Raw genomic sequence first — 17472 nt, 5'->3', positions numbered from 1 at the left:
GTCCGGGGTTAGCACGATGCCGCCTTGGCCACCGCACCCTCTTCCGTTCAAATTCGAACCATGCGCTTGCAACCCCTGCCCCGCCCGCTGCGCCTGTGCGCCGTCGTATTCCTATTGGCCGCGCCTCTCGTCCGCGCCGCCGACGATCTTCCGTTTTTAAGCAATCTCTTTGGCGATCACATGGTGCTGCAGCGAGACCAGCCCAATCGCTTCTGGGGCTGGACCCAGCCCGACACTTCGGTGGCGCTCACGCTCGACGGCACCACGTATCAAACCACCTCCGGCGAAGATGGTCGCTGGCAAATCGCCTTCACACCGCCCGGCGTTGGCGGACCCTACACGATCGAGATCCGTGGCGAAGGCCACGACCACGTGCAGCTCACCGACATCCTCGTCGGCGACGTTTGGCTCTGCTCCGGCCAGTCGAACATGGCCGTGCCCGTTGGTTTCATGGACGGAGCCGACGAGGTGCTCGCCACCGCCGACAACGACGCCATCCGCATGTTCGCGGTGCGTGGGCGCGCCGCCTATTCGCCACTGCCCACCGCCGGCGGCGAGTGGATCGTGAGCACGGCGGACTCCGCCCGACGCTTCTCCGGCATCGGCTACCTGCTCGGCCAAGGCCTCAATCGCGAGCTGGGCGTGCCCATCGGGCTCGTCTCCGCCGCCGTCGGCGGCACCGCTATTGAGTGTTGGATCAGCCCGACGGGCCTCGCCTCGTTCGACGAGTTCAGCGCCAAGCTCGCGGAAATGGAGCGCCTCGTCGCCGCCGGCGTGGAAAACGAATACGGCAGTTTCCTCATGCACTGGCTCGACGACTACGACCTCGGGCAGGACGCCGATCCGGCCTGGTCGGCGGTCGAACTGGATGACTCCGATTGGACCGACGTCGAAGTGCCGACCGGCTTCGGCAAGCTCGGGGTCGGCGAGGATCCGGGCGTCATCTGGATCCGCCGCACCTTCACCCTGCCCTACCCGCTGCCGGAGGGTGAAGCCCGGCTCTTTCTCGGTCAGGTCGACAAGATGGACAGCTCCTACATCAACGGCACCTGGGTTGGCGCCAGCTCGTGGGTGGGCAATCCCCGCCGTCACCGGGTCGCGGCCGATTTGCTCAAACCGGGGGAGAACGTTGTCGCCATCCGCATCTTCAAACGCACCGGCGCTGGCGGCATCCCGGCCAACGAGGAAGGCATCCCCTATCTCCAGCTCGGCGACGAATCGAAGATAGATCTCGCCGGCACCTGGAAGGGCAAACTGAGCGTGCACGCCGCTCCGCCGCACCCGCTGCCGCTCGATTTCGAAAACTACCCCACCGCGCCGATCGTCGAGTATCAGGGTTTCATCGCCCCTCTCGCCGGTTTGGCGATCAAGGGCGCCATCTGGTATCAGGGCGAAGCCAACCAGGAATATCCGGATTCCTACTACGACCTGCTTCCAGCCCTCATGGCCGACTGGCGCGAACATTTCGGCCAGGGCGACTTTCCTTTCCTCGTGATCGGTTTGCCCCAATTCATGGGCCGTAGCGACGAAGCCGGGTTCAGCAACGGTTGGACCAAGATCCGCGACGCCCAGTGGAACGCCACCCAGCACACTCGTCGCAGCGGTTTCGTGAATGCGACGGATACCGGTGATCAGAACGACATCCATCCCCGCGACAAACAACCCGTCGGGGCCCGTGCGGTGTCGGCCGCGCTCGCCGTCGCCTACGGTTACGACGTCGTCTGGCAGGGCCCGACGCTCAGCGGCTATGACGTCGAAGGATCGTCCGTCCGCCTGCACTTCGACCACACCGACGGCGGACTCCACTTGCGCGAAGAAGGTCGCGACCAAGCCTTTGCCGTCGCCGGAGCCGACCGCCAGTGGCACTGGGCGAAGCCCCTCATCGACGGTGACACCATTGTGCTGCGTTCGCCCACGGTTCCGCATCCGGTCGCCGTGCGTTACGCTTGGCAATCGAGTCCGCACACGCCGCTCAGCAATGGCGCCGGCCAGCCCGCCGTCCCTTTCCGCACCGACCAGTGGTAAACCGGCCGCCGTCGCTGGCGTCAAAGCCCGACCTGGCTAGGGTCGGGCATGTCGAAACGTTCGTTCGCCACCCTTTCCGGACTCCTCTCCTCGTTTTTCTTTTGGGTCGGATGCCAAAGCGGACCGCAGCGCGGCACGCCGCCGATGGCCTTGGCTGAATTCGTCGACCTCGATCGCTTCATGGGCACCTGGTATGTCCACGGCTATACTCCGACGGCCATCGACAAGAACGCTCACAATGCGACCGAAACCTACGCACGCAGGGAAAACGGCCGAATCGAAACCACCTACCGCTTCAACGCCGGCGGACCCGATGGCGAGCTGAAGACCTACCGCCCGACCGGCCGGGTCTTCGATACCGAGAGCAACGCCGAATGGCGCATGACCTTCTTCGGGCTCATCACCTCGCCCTACCTGATCCTGTATGTGAACGACGAATACGACCAGACCGTGATCGGCCACCCCGATCGCGACTTGGCCTGGATCATGACCCGTTCACCACAGATCGACGAAGCGACCTACGAAAAGCTCCGCACCGAGCTGGTGCGCCGCGACTTCGACCTGAGCAAACTCCAACGCGTGCCGCACACGACCCCGTGACTCAAGCGACAAACATCGTGTTCGACTCAATACCATCCGCCAAGCGGCGGTAGATCGCGTCCAGCGACTGGCCGGCGGCATGGGCGCGTTGCAGGCGTTCGGCGAGCGGACCGTGTTGCAGGATGACCGCGAGAGCTTCCTTCTCGTTGACCGATCCGGCGGCGCAAGGATCGAGTCGTTTAGCGACTTCGCGCCAGAGCTCCAACATGGTGGCGGACGCACCCGAATGGCCGAAGGCGCGCAGGATGAGCGGGTCGGTGACCACGGCGCCGCTGCCCTGCTCCACCGCCGCGTCGAAGAGCGCGCGGAGTGGTTCAACCTGGGCGGTCTGCTGTTCGGCGAGGGAGAGGTTGGCCTCCGCCACGAGTTCGCGCAGCAGCGCGATGATGACGCGCAGGACCGCGAGGTCCGCCGCCGGGCATTCCTGAATGTCGAGCACGCGGATCTCGATGGCATCGCGGTCGAAGCGCGCGATGGCGCCACGGGAGTTGGAAAAACGGGCTTCGAGCACACCGTCTTTGTCGTGCGGAGCGAGCTGCTCGGCGATGGGGCCGAAGATGACCCGTTCGTAGTCAGCGCGCGAATACACCGGCTCTGGGATCACGCGACCGCAGAGCGCGGGCAGTTTGATCGAGTTGTTGCGGTAGAACGCGAGGCGGTTGTCGGCGCAGCCGGTGGACTGGCCTTCCACGAACGGTGACGAGGCGGCCAGCGCCGGCAACAGCGGCAGCACGAGACGGATGGCGGCATGCAGGCGCGCGAACTCGGCGTCGTCGGCAAAGGGCAGGTTCAGGTGCACGCTCTGCAGGTTGGACCAGCCGTGGCCACGGCAATCGAAGATGCGGTCAAAGGCCTCGTAGACCTCGGAGAAATCGTGCGTCCACAGCACGGCTTCCTCGGGCCGCATGGTCGGGTGCATCGCGGTCGGCAGCACGCAGACATTGTGCGGTGCGAGGCGACGGTTGGCCTCGGCGACCTCGGCGGCAAAGGCTTCGGCGAGTCCGTCGAGCGATTCCTCGGGCAATGTCGTTTTGATCTCCAGCACGTGGGCAATGAGTTCGTTGGACCAGGTGAGGCGACCACGCTCGATGTCGGAGATCGGTTTGCCCGCGTCGTCGATCAGGATGCGATCGGCCCACGGGCGCACGCTCAGATCGTCGCGATCGACGAGCATGTATTCGAGTTCGACGCCGAAGTAGGCGAAGAGGTGCGGAGGTTTCATGGAAAGGGATGTCGGGCGGGAGGCGGAAAGACGAATAGCCGCAAAAAGGCGCAAAAAATCTCAACTGCGGGCGGTCACGTGCGTGCGCCGATAGGCGCGGGGACGACTGCGTCCTTCCTAGTCTTCATTTTTGCGCCTTTTGCGCCTTTTTGCGGCCAATCCTCACGTGACTTATTCCTCGACCCGCCGCTCCTTGCGACGATCGAGTTTGGCGACGAAATATTCGATGATGCGTTCGTAGAGGCTGTCCTTGAGCAGCACGTCTTCGTAACCGGCGTCGATGGAGGGATTGTCATTCACCTCGATGACGTAGGCCTGGCGACCGGATTGTTTCACATCGACGCCGTAGAGGCCGTCGCCGATGAGCGAGGCCGCCTTGACGGCCGTGCGCACGACCGACTGCGGGACCAGCTCGACCGGCACTGCCTCGACCTTGCCGTAATCGGCGCCGCCGCCGGCTTGGTTGGAGATGATCTGCCAATGTTTGCGGGCCATGAAGTATTTGGCCGCGTAAATGGCCTTGCGATCGAGCACACCGATGCGCCAGTCGAAGTCGGTGACGAGAAATTCCTGCGCGATCAGGAGATCGGTGTCCTCAAAGAGTTGCGCGGTGACTTCGTCGTATTCCTCGCGGGTCTTCACCTTCTTCACGCCCAGCGAAAAGGCGCTGTCGGGTTGCTTGAGGATGATCGGGAAACCGAGTTGGGCAGGCGCCTCATCGACATTGTCCTTGTGCACGATGATGGTGCGCGGCGCGAGGATGTCGTGGCGGTCGAGCAGCTCGGCAAGGTAAACCTTGTTGGTGCAGCGCAGGATCGACTGCGGGTCGTCGATCACCACCAGGCCCTCGGCCTGGGCGCGGCTGGCAAAGCGGAAGGTGAAGTGGTTGACCGCGGTGGTTTGGCGGATGAAGAGGGCGTCGAATTCGGCCAGGCGTGAATAATCGTCACGCGAAATGACCTCGGCCTCCACGTCGTGGTTCTCCGCGGCACGAATGAACTTCTGGATGGCCTTCTCGTTGGAGGGGGTGTGCTCCTCGGTCGGATCATGGAGGATGGCGAGGTGGTAGCGCGGCGGCGTCTTGGGTTTGCGAGTCGGGCGGCGGCCGGCGAAGAAGTCTTTCGCGACCTCGGCCACAAAGGAGCGATGGGATTCCGGCACGTCGGCGGCCGAGATGGAACTGATGTCCTGCATATCCCAACGGTCCTCGCGGCGCACGAAGGTCGCACGCATGAGCGGCGCCTGGAACTGATTGTAAAGTTGCTGACAGAGCCGGTCGTAGGCGCGGGCGGTGTTGCGCGCGAAGTAGATGCTCAGCACGAAGCGGTCACCCTTGAGCGGCGCGAGCGACTTCTGGATGAGGTCGTCGATTTCCTGCGAAAGGATGCGGGCAACGACCGGCGACTTCAGGTCCTGGATGGTCGACACGCTGGGCAGCGGCCGATGGCCGCGCGCCTCGGCCAGCAGCGAAACGTAGTATCCAACTGTTTGATACCGATAGGAACGGCACAGGTTGTAAACCCGCACGTGACGCTGGGCGGTGAAGGCCGGATCGGTGAGATAAGCCCGGGCGGCGACGACTTCGACGCCGGGAATGGAGAACGGCCAACGCTCGGGATGGTTGACCACGATGAGACTGCGCATGACAAAACCTGGGACTCAGGCGGACGGGGGTTCGAGGATGATGAGGTTGGCGTCGTAGGTGAGGACACCGAGCAGGATGGAGGACATCACGCGGTTGATATCGATGGCGTAGCGCCGCGTGGGTGAATGGGGATTGGACTGCAGGGGGTCGGCAATCTCGACGAGGCGCTCCTTGCGGTCGTAGCCGCAGAGCACGACGAAGTGCCCGGAGGGGTTGCCGCGCAGATCGTCGTCCTCGTCATCGGGACCGTATTCCCGCATCGCCTGGTAGAGGTAAGTCGAACTGAGCCCCGTGAGGATGGGACGGTCCCGCCGCAGGTGACGACGGATGAGCGCGCCACTGATGGGCTCGAAATGCAGGGTGCCGCCGAGTTCGAGAAACTCGACGTAGGCGGCCGAGGCGAGTTTGAGCTTCTCGGAACGACGCACCTTTTGTTGGGCGACGAGCTTGGCGATCAGTTCGCCCGACGGCAGGCTGAACCAGGTGGGGTCAAAGACCTGCAGGTTGTAGCTGTGAATCGAGGCGCGATAACCACGGCGCAACGCGTCGATCGCCAAAAGGACGCCAAGGGTGCCGCCGGTCGGGAGACGGGGCACGGAACGGATGAGCTCGGGCAAGGGCACCTCGCGATCGAAGTAACGGTAGATCGCGTGCAGGCAGGTCGGGCCGCAGGTGGTGTCGTCGGGCTGGGAAAGGATCTCGAAAGAGAGCAGGTGCCGGGGAGGCGAATCGGTCGGTGACATTTACGATGTCGAGGGACGCTGATTAGCACGGCGCCCCACGCTGCCAAGCAAAGCTTGTGAAAGGTTTTTGTAATCGATGTGCGGCCTCGACGCGGCGTCAAACCGGCGACAAGGTTCTCGCACCATGAAACGTGTTGCGCGGGTTGGACTCGGATTGGTCGTGCTGTGGGCAATGGCCGGCTGCGAAACGGTCGGCACGCGCATCAAGGAACGCGAGGCGGTCTACCGCGAATGGAACCCGGTGACGCAGGAGCGCGTCGCGCGGGGAGAGATCAAACCCGGGGACAGTTTCGACATGGTCTACGTGGCGCTCGGCAAACCCGGTGACATGGAAACCTTCACCGCCAATGACGGCGGGATCGTCACAATCTGGAACTACCCGAAGGTTTCGCAGCGCAAGGTGAGCGAGGAGACCGTCGACTATGAGGAGATCACCGAATTCGACGTGCGCACCGGCCAGCAGATCAGCTACCGCATTCCAGTGCGGGAAGCCGTCTACCAGCGCGAGGAAAAGCGCGGACTGCAGGTGATCTTCCGCGACGGTGCGGTCGCCAGCGTGCGGTAAGTGCGCAGTCGGTCAAACCCAGCACGGGGTCGACGACCCCGGCTACGATTGGTCAGCAGTTGGCGGCTCAGCGGCCGTGGCACTGCTTGTATTTCTTGCCGCTGCCGCAAGGACACGGGTCGTTGCGACCGACCTTGGGCATCGTCTGCACAGGCTTCGGCTTGGGCATCGGCAACTTGATGTCACTGGCCGGTCTGCTTGTCGGACCACCCGGCAGGCCACCTACCCCGCCGCCAGTGACGGTGGAGCGAACCTGGACCCGCGGGGCGCTCGGCGCGGTGGATGCCGGTGCGTTTTCCGGCCCCTCGGTTTTCGCGCCGCGACTGAGCATCTGCAGCATGTTTTCGAAGGCCTGAATGTTGGACGCGCTGCGGAAGAGACCCGTGCAAATCTGCACCCGCACGTTGGCCATGAGTTCCTCGAAGTATTTGAAGGCCTCGCCCTTGTATTCGACGAGCGGATCCTTCTGGCCGTAGGAGCGCAGGCCGATGGCGCGGCGCAGCTCTTCCATCTCGGTGAGATGCTCCTGCCAGTGGCGGTCAATCGCGTTGATGATGACGTAGCGTTCCAGAGCGCCGAGGGCCTCCGGGACCTCGACGGATTCCTTCACCGAGTAGGCGCGTTTGACGCGCTCCAGCACCACGGCGGTGGCGGCTTCGAAGTCCTTGTCCTTGAGTTCATCGATCTTGAGACCGACCGGGAAGTGGGTGTTGAACCAACCGACGAGGTGATCGACGGCGTCTTCGGTCGCGCCGGACTTGTCTTCCCATCCAGCGGCTTCGAGGCGTTCTTGGATCTCCTCCTCCACCTGCTCGAAAATGATCTCCTTCGGACGCTCGGCGTGGATCGCGCCATTGCGGATGCCGTAGATGACCTCGCGCTGCTGGTTGAGCACGTCGTCGTATTGGAGGAGACGCTTGCGGATGGAAAAGTTCTGCTGCTCGACCTTCTTCTGGGCGCTTTCGATGGAGCGGTTGAGCAGCGAGTGCTCCAGCTCTTCGCCCTCGCGCATGGAACCCTCCATGAGGCGGGAGGCCAGGTTGCCCTGGAGGAAGAGGCGCATGAGGTTATCTTCCAGCGAGAGGAAGAACTTGGTCGTGCCGGGATCGCCCTGACGCGAGCAACGACCTCGCAACTGGCGGTCAATGCGGCGTGACTCGTGACGTTCGGTGCCGATCACGTAAAGGCCGCCGAGCTCGCGCACGCCCTCACCGAGTTTGATGTCGGTGCCACGACCGGCCATGTTGGTCGCAATGGTGACGGCGCCGCGGTGACCAGCGCGGGCGACGATGTCGGCCTCCTGCTCGTGGAACTTGGCGTTGAGCACGGTGTGGGTGATGCCGGCACGCCGAAGCATGCGGGAAAGCACTTCGGACGACTCGACCGACACGGTGCCCACGAGGACGGGCTGGCCGCGCTTGTTGGCCTCCGTGATCTCCGCGACGACCGCGTTGAACTTGTCGCGTCGGGTCTTGAAGATGGAGTCGTTCTTATCGACGCGGATGTTGGGTTTGTTGGTCGGAATGACCTGGACGCCCAGGCGATAAATTTCGCTGAACTCGGTGGCTTCCGTCTCAGCTGTGCCGGTCATACCGGCCAGCTTCTCATACATGCGGAAGTAGTTTTGGATCGTGACCGTCGCGTAAGTGCGGGTCTCACGCTCAATGGTCACACCCTCCTTGGCTTCGACCGCCTGGTGCAGGCCATCGGACCACCGGCGACCCGGCATGACACGACCGGTGTTTTCATCGACAATGTTCACCTTGCCCTCCTGCACGACGTATTCGACATCGCGCTCGTAGAGGCAGAAGGCGCGCAGGAGTTGGGAGATGGCGTGAATCTCCTCGGAGACCGCGGCGTATGCTTGGTGCGAGGCGTTCTTCTTTTCTTCGCGCTGCTCGGGCGTGAGGGACGCGTCGGCATCGATGGCCGAATGTTCGGTGGCGAGGTCGGGCAGGACGAAGGCGTCGGGGTTGTCAGGACGCAGGGTCGAGCGGCCGATTTCGGTGAGGTCAGCCTGGTGCTGGCGCTCGTCGATGGTGAAGAAGAGCTCCTCTTTGAGGGCGAACATCTCGGTCTTCTGCAGATCGGAGTTCATCTCGGTCTCGATCTTGTCGAGCGCCTTGCGCGCGGCGGGGATCTCGAGGACGCGCAGCAGTTGTTTGTTCCGCGGGCTGCCGAGCTTCACCTGAAGCAGCTTGCGCATGGCCTCGTCCCGAGCCTCGGCCGAGGCGTTCTCGTCCTCGATGACCGGCTTGGCTTCGGAGATGAGGCGATTGCAGTGCTTGAGCTGCATGTTCACGAGCCGCTCAACCGTGGGCTTGAGGCGCGTGAAGGGTTGCTCGCGCTCGATGGGCGCGGGACCGGAGATGATGAGCGGGGTGCGGGCTTCGTCGACGAGGATGGAGTCGATTTCGTCGACGATACAGAACCAGTGGTCGCGCTGGACCTGGTCCTCCTTGCGCGTGGCCATGCCGTTGTCGCGCAGGTAGTCGAAGCCGAACTCCGAAGCGGTGCCGTAGGTGATGTCGCAGCCATACATCTCGCGGCGGACCGACGGCGACATCTGCTGCTGGATACAGCCCACGGTAAGACCGAGAAACTTGTAGAGGTGGCCCATCCACTGCGAGTCGCGGCGGGCGAGGTAGTCGTTGACGGTGACGAGCTGCGAGTTGCGACCGGTCAGCGCGTTGAGATACAGTGGCAGGGTGGCGACCAGCGTCTTGCCCTCACCCGTGGCCATTTCAGCGATTTTGCCGCGATGAAGCGCGATGCCACCGATGAGCTGCACGTCGAAGTGCACCATATCCCAGGTCTGCTCATGTCCATTCACCTCGGCGGTGGAACCGACGAGACGGCGGGCCGCATTTTTGACCGCCGCGTAGGCCTCGGGAAGCAAATCGTCGAGGGACTCTCCGTTCTTAAAACGCTCGCGAAACTCGACCGTTTTGGCCTGCAACTGCTCGTCGGTGAGCGACTGATACGAGACCTCGAGCTCGTTGATCTTGGCCACCGTGGGCTTAACGGACTCGAGGAACTTGCGGTAGTGACGACCGGCGAAACGTTTGAACAGAAAGTCGAACATGAGGAACCGGCCAGCGTAGGCCGGGCCACGGCCTTGGCAAATGACAAATCGGGATGCCGCTCAGAGGTAACTTTCGCGGAACTCGTCGACGCGCGCACCGGTTGGAGTCGGCACGCGCGAGCCGATGTGCGCCAGCATGGCGCACATGATTGAGACAGGTCTGCGCCGTTTTATTTGACCTCAACGGTGACCGCCTTGGCGGGCGGCGTGCTCCAGTTGTTCCACGACGTTTCCCAATCCAGGGTCTCGCCCCGGTAGTCGACATCGCCGTCGCTGCCGCCGCGGAACGCGATGCGCGCGCGGATCATGACCGTGGAACCAGGGGCACCGGAACGAATCTCGGCGGAGCGGGACGCCCGGGGACCGAGATCCTGGTCGTAGGAGATGCCGGTCCAAGTCTCGCCCCCATCGAGCGAATACTCCGCCTGCAGGAAGCCAATCTGTTCCCCCTTCGCGTCGGTGCTGGCGCTGATCACCGCGTTCACCGTGCCGCCGGAAGGCACCTTGGCCGGAGCCGAAAGCGCGAATTCACGATTGGCCGCCATCGCCGGCAAGGCGAACAGCGCAAGAGCGAGGAATGTGATAACAGGGCGGATGGATTTCATGATGTTTGGATCGGATGTTGCGAAGAAGCGGATCGGCAACCCGCCAAGAAAAGGAGACCCCTCCGGACCGCGAACCCGCCATCGCGGTTCCCGCCGAGGGGCGATTGCCAGGCAGGCGGGTCAGACCTGGGTGCGAAAGTAGGCGATGGTGCGCTCGAGGCCATCCTGCAAGGGCACAGTTGGGGCCCAGCCGAGATGATGCTGCGCCAGCGAGATGTCGGGTCGGCGTTGCTTCGGGTCGTCGGCCGGGAGCGGCAGGTGCACGATTTTGGAGGAGCCACCGACGAGTTTCAGGGTGAGCTCGGCGAGTTCCAGCATGGTGAACTCGCCGGGATTACCGATGTTCACCGGGCCCACGGTTTCGTCCTGCTGCATCAGGCGCACGAAGCCTTCGATAAGGTCGTCGACGTAGCAGAAGGACCGGGTCTGCGAGCCATCGCCGTAGACGGTGAGGTCCTCTCCTTTGAGCGCCTGCACGATGAAGTTGGACACCACCCGGCCATCGTTCGGGTGCATCCGCGGACCGTAGGTGTTGAAGATGCGCACGACGCGAATATCGACGCCGTTCTCCCGGTGGTAGTCGAAGAACAGGGTCTCGGCGCAGCGCTTGCCCTCATCGTAGCAGGAGCGTTGGCCGATCGGGTTGACGTTGCCCCAGTAGGACTCCGGCTGCGGATGCACCGCTGGATCGCCGTAGACTTCGCTGGTGCTCGCTTGAAAGACGCGCGCCCGCACGCGTTTGGCGAGGCCGAGGCAGTTGATCGCCCCCATCACGGAGGTCTTCGTGGTCTTGATGGGGTTGTATTGGTAGTGCGGCGGGGACGCGGGGCAGGCCAGATTGTAGATCTGATCGACCTCAAACTTGAAGGGATCGATCACATCATGGCGCACCAGCTCGAAGTCGGGATTGCCCAGCAAGTGGGCGATGTTGGCCTTCCGCCCCGTGAAGAAGTTATCGAGACAAACGACCTCGTGGCCGTCGCCGAGCAAACGATCGCACAAGTGAGAGCCCAAAAAACCGGCTCCGCCGGTGACAAGGATGCGCATGGTCGCAGTCGAGGCCCTCCACCCGTTCGTGTCGAGCCATGAGCACGCGCCAGCACCACGACCACGGAAGGGCACACGGCAAACATGTTTTCCTCAACCTCCCGCCCCGGCACCCGATAAGCCTCCGTAGTGTAGCCGTGTGCCCCCGCGCAACCGCCCGGGCCGCATCATGCATGACCATTCCTCATGACGCCCGCCTCCCCCAGCTCCCCGCCGGTCTCCTCGCCCCAGCTACCGGGCCGTGACGGTTGTGCCCGGGCTGCCGCCAAGGCCCTGCCGCTGGACGATCCCGCCCGCGTGAACGCCCTGCGTCGACTGGACCTGTTCAACACCGACGAACGCGACACCTATCACCGGTTTGCCCGCCTCGCTTGCCAGTTTCTCCACTCGCCGATCAGCTTCGTCGCGCTGGTGGGCCGGCAAAGTCATTTTCTCAAAGCGATCGAAGGCTTGCCAGCCGACGGCGAGGTCGATCGCCGCCACCCGATCGCCCTCGCGCTCAACCAACAAGTCGTCGCCAGCGGCCACGCCTTGGTGTTGCCCACCCTTTCCCCGGCTCCGTCCACCGCCCCGGCCGTGGGCGCCTACCTCGGATTCCCGATTCGCACGCCCGATGGTTTTGTTGTGGGCGCGTTCGGCACCCTCACCCACGAGCCGCGTGACTGGCAGCAGCACGAGATCGAGTTGATGCACGACTTGAATGCCCTCGTGCAATCCGAGGTCGCTCGCGTGCATCATCGACGTCTCAGCGACGCCGCGCTCCAAGCCACCGAGGATCGCCTCGAGAAACTGCTCGCATGGGCGGACTGCCTGGTGTGGGAAGCGGAGGTAAGCTACACCGGCGCCGATTGGGACTGGAAGTTCAACATCCAGCCCTCGGGCCTCAACCAACGCCTGTTCGGAAATCGCGTCATCGAGAACCGCGACGGCCTGTGGTATAAACTCGCCCTCCCCGACCAGCCGGAGATGGACCGGCGCTGCCGCCACGCGCTCCACAACGAATTGCCCGGTTACGATCAGGAGTTTCGCGTCGTCGCCGATGACGGCACCGAATTGTGGATACGCGAAACCGTCACCATCACGCGCATCGGTCCGCAACGCTTCTGGCTCGTGGGCGCCGCGACCGACGTGACCCTCCAGAAACGCTATCAGCGGGACATGCAACGCGACCGCGACGAAGCCCTCGAGGCCTCGCGCGTGAAATCGCAGTTTCTGGCCAACATGAGCCACGAGATCCGCACGCCCATGAACGGAATCGTGGGCATGGCCAACCTGCTGATGGACACCTCCCTCGACGCCAACCAGCGCCGCATGGGAAAGGTGATCTGCGAAAGCGGCGACGCCTTGTTGGCCATCATCAACGACGTGCTCGACCTGTCCAAGATCGAGGCCGGCATGATGCGAATAGAAAACGAGCCGACCGACCTGCGCAAAATCGTCGACGACGTGGTCGCGCTGATGCAACCGCAGGCCAAGCACCGCGGCATTGAAATGCATGCGCCGACCATGGACCCGCGTATCCCCGATCGCGTCGTCGCCGACAGCCTGCGCCTGCGCCAAATCGTGACCAATCTTGTCGGCAATGCCGTCAAGTTCACCGAGCAAGGCCATGTGCAGGTGACGGTCGAAGTCATCGCGGAGAATAGCACATGCTGTCAGATCAAAGCGACCGTGACCGATACCGGCATTGGCATCTCTCCGGCGGAACAATCGCAACTTTTCGCCCCCTTTGTGCAAGTGGACGGGTCGCATTCCCGTCGCCATGGTGGCACCGGTCTGGGCCTCGCCATCTCCCGTCAATTGGTTGAGATGATGGGCGGCTCGATCGACTTCCACAGCGCGCCCGGAGAGGGCTCCTCCTTCTGGTTTGTTCTCAAACTGGCGAAGGCCGCCGCCCTGCCGGATATCGCTGGGTTAGCCCCCCGACCGGCGTCTCCGCCAACCACCGGCAATCGTCTGGATCCACGGGCAGCGCCCACCGCGCCTGCGTCGTCGTCAGCACCTCCGGCTGCCTGTGGCCGCAAGGTCCTGTTGGTTGAGGACAACCCGACCAATCAGATGGTCGCCTCGCTCCTGCTCGAGAAAATGGGCTTGCGCTACGTCGTCGCTGGCAACGGCGCCGAGGCACTGCAAAAAGGACCGGAGGGCCCGTATGCCGCCGTGCTGATGGACTGCCAGATGCCGGTCATGGATGGCTACACGACCACACAGCGCATTCGCGAAGGTGGGGTTCCCGGAATTCCAGCAGACATTCCCGTCATCGCCCTCACCGCCTACGCCATGAAGGGGGACAAGGAACGCTGCCTCGCGGTCGGGATGAACGACCACGTGACCAAACCCATTCGCTCCGACATCCTGCGCGACGTATTGCAACGCTGGCGCGTGATCGCCCCTACCCCACTCGTCCCCACTGCGGACGGGCAGGAAAACGGTCACGAGCCCTTGTTGGACGCGGAGCTTATGGCCGAGTATCGGGAGCTGCCCGGACAGACGCACGCGACCTTGCTGGAGGACTTGGTGCACAACTACTTCGTCACCATTGAGGAGCGCTTGGGCGAACTCCAGGAGCTACTCAGTCAACACCAGGCCGAGGCCGCGGCCCGTTGCGCCCACGCCATCGCCGGCAGTAGCGCCAACCTCGGTTCGCGCACGGTCCGCAGCGCGCTCATCGCGGTGGAAAAGGCCGCACTTGCGGCCGACTGGTCCCTCGCGGCCGATCGGCTCGTGCAAAGCATGGACCTCATCGCTCAACTCGAAGTGGAGGCCCGGCAATTATTCCCCGGTCTGAAAGCCGCGTGACCAGAAGGTCAGCGGGCCGCCGCACCCGCTTCGTAGCGCTCGATCCAAGCCCGGTGCCACGGCCCGTAATCCCCGGCCTCGATGTGAGCCCGCGCCTGACTCATGAGATCGAGATAAAAGTGCAGGTTGTGCAAGGTGAGCAGGGTGCCACCGAGCATCTCCTCGGCGATGATGAGGTGCCGCAAATACGCCCGCGAAAAGTTGCGGCAGGTGTAGTTCGCGAGCCCGTCCACAATCGGATTCGGATCATCGCGAAAGCGTTCGTTGCGCAAATTGATCGGGCCGTCCGGCGTGAAGACGAGGCCGTTGCGGGCAACGCGCGACGGCAGCACGCAGTCAAACATGTCCACCCCTAGCGCCACCATCTTGAGCAACTGCGGCGGGGTGCCGAGGCCCATGGTATAACGAGGCTTGTCGGTCGGCATGTGCGGCGTCGTCGCGCCCACCTGCTTGAGCATTTCCGGTTCCGGTTCACCGACACTCACGCCGCCGACCGCGTAGCCCGGCAGGTCGAGCGTGGCCAGCTGCTCCGCCGCCTCGCGCCGCAGGTCGTCGAAGGTCGAACCCTGCACGATGCCGAAGAGGTGATGCCGCTGCGCGAGAAATCCCGAATCGACCGCGATGTCGCGACACTGTTTCGCCCAACGAAAACTCCGCTCGACCGCCGCCGCGCAGGCGTCGCGTTCGCAGGGCCAGGGCGGGCATTCATCGATCACCATGGCGATGTCGCTGCCTAGATTGGTTTGGATCGCCATGACCTCCTTCGGGCCGAGAAAGAGCGTCTTTCCATCGAGGTGGCTCTGAAACTCGATGCCGTCGTCCTTGAGTTTGCGCAACTTGGCCAAGGAGAAGACCTGGAACCCGCCGCTGTCGGTCAGGATCGGTTTGTCCCACCCCATGAACTTGTGCAGTCCGCCCATCTCGGCGACCAATTCGCTACCGGGCCGCAGGTTGAGGTGGTAGGTGTTGCCGAGAATGATTTGCGCGCCGATCTCCCGCAGGTGCGCCGGGGTGAGGGCCTTCACGGTGCCTTGGGTGCCCACCGGCATAAAAATCGGTGTCTCCACGATCCCATGACGGGTGCGAAGCCGACCGCGGCGGGCGGCCGTGGCTGTGTCGGTGGTAATCAGGTCAAAGTGAGCGGGCATGGCGGCACCCACAGCCTACCCGGACGCTTGACCCCGGTGTCAATCCGCCAGCTAATGCTCGGCTACTCTCCCGCCCCGTGCTGCTCGTCATCGACAACTACGACTCCTTCACCTTCAACCTCGTCCAATATTTTGGCCAATTGGGCGTGGAGCAGCGTGTGTTTCGCAACGACGAGATCACGCCCGACGAGGCCCTCGCGCTTCAGCCCGACCGCGTGCTCATCTCCCCCGGCCCCTGCTCGCCGCGCGAAGCCGGCGTCTCGCTGGCCATGATCGCCGCCTTTGCCGGCAAAGTGCCCCTCTTCGGCGTATGCCTCGGCCACCAGTCCATCGGCCATCACTTCGGCGGCAACATCGTGCGGGCCGACCGGCTCATGCACGGCAAGACCTCGCCCATCACCCACACCGACACCGACGTGTTTGCCGGCCTGCCGCAGGGCTTTGCCGCGACCCGCTACCATTCCCTGCTCATCGAGCGCGCCACCCTGCCCGACTGCCTCGAAATCACGGCCGAGACCGCCGAGGGCGAGATCATGGGTATCCGCCACAAGTCCCTGCCGATCTGGGGCGTGCAATTCCACCCTGAGTCCATCGCCACCGAGGGGGGCATGAAGATTTTGGAGAACTTTCTGGCTCTGAACTGATCCCACTCCGCCGCCATGCGCTGTCCCAAATGCACTTCGATCGATGACAAGGTCATCGACTCCCGCATCAGCAAGGAGGGTAACACCATCCGTCGCCGTCGTGAATGCCTGGAATGCGGGCACCGCTTCAGCACCACGGAAACCCTCGTGCGCGAAGGCCTCTCCGTGATCAAACGCGACGGCCGCCGCGAGGACTTCGATCGGTCCAAGCTCGCCCGCGCCATCAACGCCGCCTGTCACAAACGCCCGATCGACGACGAGCAGATCGCCATGCTCATCGAGGACGTGATCGACGCGCTCGAAGCGCAGTTCGATGCCCACATCCCTTCGCGCCACATCGGTGACGCGGTCATGCAACGCCTCTCCCGCATCGACCAGGTCGCCTACGTGCGCTTCGCCAGCATCTACAAACAGTTTCGCGACGCCTCGGAATTTATCCACGAGATCAACGCCCTCGAGCCTCGCCCCAAGGCATGACGAAACCGCAGCGCGAAGACCTTCGTCGCCTCCATCACATCAACGCGATCTTTGCCCACGTCACCGGGCAAAACCTTTACCTCGCCGAGCAGATCAAGAGCGCGATCACCTTCAGCTTGGCCGAGTTTGAAGAGCAGACCCGCGAGCACCCCGAGTTCGCGGCCCGCTACGACGCCGCCTTCAACACCGCCGCCGCCAAACTGCTGGAGGAGTCCTTCAGCCACCTGCCTCGTCACGGCTTCTTTCACTGGGACGCCACCTCGACCGCAACCGCCGTCGAGCCGCTCTTCGCCCGCGCCGAACTCATGACCGGCCTCAAGCGCCTCGCGCCCTTTCGCGAGTCGACCCTGCTCGTCACCAACCTGCGCCCGGCGCTCCTGCCACCAGACAAACGCCAGACGCAAAAGCGCAAACAAGCCTACGCCGACGCCCTCGCCTTCATCCGCGAATTGGCCGCCGCCCGCACCGCCCCATCAGCCAACCTGAATCTCTTGTTTCTCTAAACGCAGCCGGCCAGTCTTTCCGCATGCCCACCCTGTTTGAAAAGATCATCGCCCGCGAAATCCCCGCGAAGATCGAACACGAGGACGAGCACTGCATCGTGATCCACGACATCCAACCGCAGGCACCCGTGCACGTGTTGGTGATTCCCAAGAAGCCGATTCCGCGCGTCGGCGAAGCGGCGGACGAAGACCAAGCCGTGCTCGGCCACCTGCTGCTCACCGCCCGCGACGTCGCCAAAAAACTTGCGCTCACCAACGGCTTCCGGGTCGTGATCAACAACGGCCCGGACGGCTGCGAGAGCGTCCCCCACCTGCACGTCCACCTGCTCGGCCAACGCCAGATGCAGTGGCCCCCGGGTTGAGC

At 63.6% G+C, this 17472-nt stretch carries 15 protein-coding genes; 8 read left to right on the top strand and 7 right to left on the bottom strand.

Going from position 1 to position 17472, the window contains the following annotated elements; translation table 11 throughout:
• The first annotated feature begins 60 nt into the window (after positions 1–60).
• Both AC0MRV_RS04715 and AC0MRV_RS04710 read left to right on the top strand, forming a co-directional pair.
• Entirely contained in the window at positions 61–2025 is a 1965-nt protein-coding gene (locus AC0MRV_RS04715) for a sialate O-acetylesterase (RefSeq protein WP_472763278.1), read from the top strand.
• Between the two features lie 48 nt (positions 2026–2073).
• Complete coding sequence (locus AC0MRV_RS04710; RefSeq protein WP_472763277.1) at positions 2074–2625, top strand: lipocalin family protein; 552 nt, start codon at positions 2074–2076, stop codon at positions 2623–2625.
• A gap of 1 nt (position 2626) precedes the next feature.
• On the opposite strand, the gene AC0MRV_RS04705 is transcribed toward AC0MRV_RS04710, so the two are convergent.
• The 3 genes from AC0MRV_RS04705 to AC0MRV_RS04695 all read right to left on the bottom strand — a co-directional run bounded on the left by AC0MRV_RS04705 (position 2627) and on the right by AC0MRV_RS04695 (position 6235).
• On the bottom strand, positions 2627–3847 hold the full coding sequence (locus AC0MRV_RS04705) for a carboxylate-amine ligase (protein ID WP_472763276.1): 1221 nt from the start codon (positions 3845–3847) through the stop codon (positions 2627–2629).
• Positions 3848–4018: 171 nt separating this feature from the next.
• Positions 4019–5491: a RimK family protein gene (locus AC0MRV_RS04700; protein WP_472763275.1), complete on the bottom strand. Its 1473-nt coding sequence runs from the start codon at positions 5489–5491 to the stop codon at positions 4019–4021.
• 15 nt (positions 5492–5506) lie between these two features.
• Positions 5507–6235: a cysteine peptidase family C39 domain-containing protein gene (locus tag AC0MRV_RS04695; protein ID WP_472763274.1), complete on the bottom strand. Its 729-nt coding sequence runs from the start codon at positions 6233–6235 to the stop codon at positions 5507–5509.
• Positions 6236–6359: 124 nt separating this feature from the next.
• On the opposite strand from AC0MRV_RS04695, the gene AC0MRV_RS04690 reads away from it, so the two are divergent.
• Complete coding sequence (locus AC0MRV_RS04690; protein ID WP_472763273.1) at positions 6360–6800, top strand: hypothetical protein; 441 nt, start codon at positions 6360–6362, stop codon at positions 6798–6800.
• 67 nt (positions 6801–6867) lie between these two features.
• Here the strand turns inward: AC0MRV_RS04690 and secA are convergent, their stop codons facing one another.
• The 3 genes from secA to AC0MRV_RS04675 all read right to left on the bottom strand — a co-directional run bounded on the left by secA (position 6868) and on the right by AC0MRV_RS04675 (position 11537).
• Entirely contained in the window at positions 6868–9885 is a 3018-nt protein-coding gene (gene secA / locus AC0MRV_RS04685; RefSeq protein ID WP_472763272.1) for a preprotein translocase subunit SecA, read from the bottom strand.
• Between the two features lie 170 nt (positions 9886–10055).
• Entirely contained in the window at positions 10056–10490 is a 435-nt protein-coding gene (locus AC0MRV_RS04680) for a hypothetical protein (RefSeq protein ID WP_472763271.1), read from the bottom strand.
• 120 nt (positions 10491–10610) lie between these two features.
• Positions 10611–11537 (bottom strand): UDP-glucuronic acid decarboxylase family protein, encoded by a 927-nt coding sequence (locus AC0MRV_RS04675; protein ID WP_472763270.1) that lies wholly within the window; start codon positions 11535–11537, stop codon positions 10611–10613.
• A gap of 186 nt (positions 11538–11723) precedes the next feature.
• Here AC0MRV_RS04675 and AC0MRV_RS04670 point away from each other — a divergent pair, with 186 nt between their 5' ends.
• Positions 11724–14336 carry an ATP-binding protein gene (locus AC0MRV_RS04670; RefSeq protein WP_472763269.1) on the top strand — a complete coding sequence of 871 codons (2613 nt, stop codon included), beginning with the start codon at positions 11724–11726 and terminating at the stop codon, positions 14334–14336.
• 8 nt (positions 14337–14344) lie between these two features.
• On the opposite strand, the gene tgt is transcribed toward AC0MRV_RS04670, so the two are convergent.
• Positions 14345–15484 (bottom strand): tRNA guanosine(34) transglycosylase Tgt, encoded by a 1140-nt coding sequence (gene tgt, locus AC0MRV_RS04665; protein ID WP_472763268.1) that lies wholly within the window; start codon positions 15482–15484, stop codon positions 14345–14347.
• A gap of 77 nt (positions 15485–15561) precedes the next feature.
• On the opposite strand from tgt, the gene AC0MRV_RS04660 reads away from it, so the two are divergent.
• Genes AC0MRV_RS04660 through AC0MRV_RS04645 form a run of 4 tightly spaced genes read left to right on the top strand, consistent with a single transcriptional unit; the run spans position 15562 to position 17470 of the window.
• On the top strand, positions 15562–16128 hold the full coding sequence (locus AC0MRV_RS04660) for an anthranilate synthase component II (RefSeq protein WP_472763267.1): 567 nt from the start codon (positions 15562–15564) through the stop codon (positions 16126–16128).
• Between the two features lie 15 nt (positions 16129–16143).
• Positions 16144–16605 carry a transcriptional regulator NrdR gene (nrdR, locus tag AC0MRV_RS04655; protein ID WP_472763266.1) on the top strand — a complete coding sequence of 154 codons (462 nt, stop codon included), beginning with the start codon at positions 16144–16146 and terminating at the stop codon, positions 16603–16605.
• Positions 16602–17108, top strand: coding sequence for a hypothetical protein (locus AC0MRV_RS04650; RefSeq protein WP_472763265.1), 507 nt, complete (start codon positions 16602–16604; stop codon positions 17106–17108). The genes nrdR and AC0MRV_RS04650 overlap by 4 nt, the downstream gene beginning before the upstream one ends.
• A gap of 23 nt (positions 17109–17131) precedes the next feature.
• Entirely contained in the window at positions 17132–17470 is a 339-nt protein-coding gene (locus AC0MRV_RS04645) for a histidine triad nucleotide-binding protein (protein WP_472763264.1), read from the top strand.
• Positions 17471–17472: the final 2 nt, after the last annotated feature.

Source organism: Actomonas spartinae (assembly GCF_051209155.1).
Lineage (GTDB): Bacteria > Verrucomicrobiota > Verrucomicrobiia > Opitutales > Opitutaceae > Actomonas.
The sequence above is the reverse complement of the archived record's forward strand: the minus strand, read 5'-3'. Positions and strand labels throughout refer to the sequence as shown.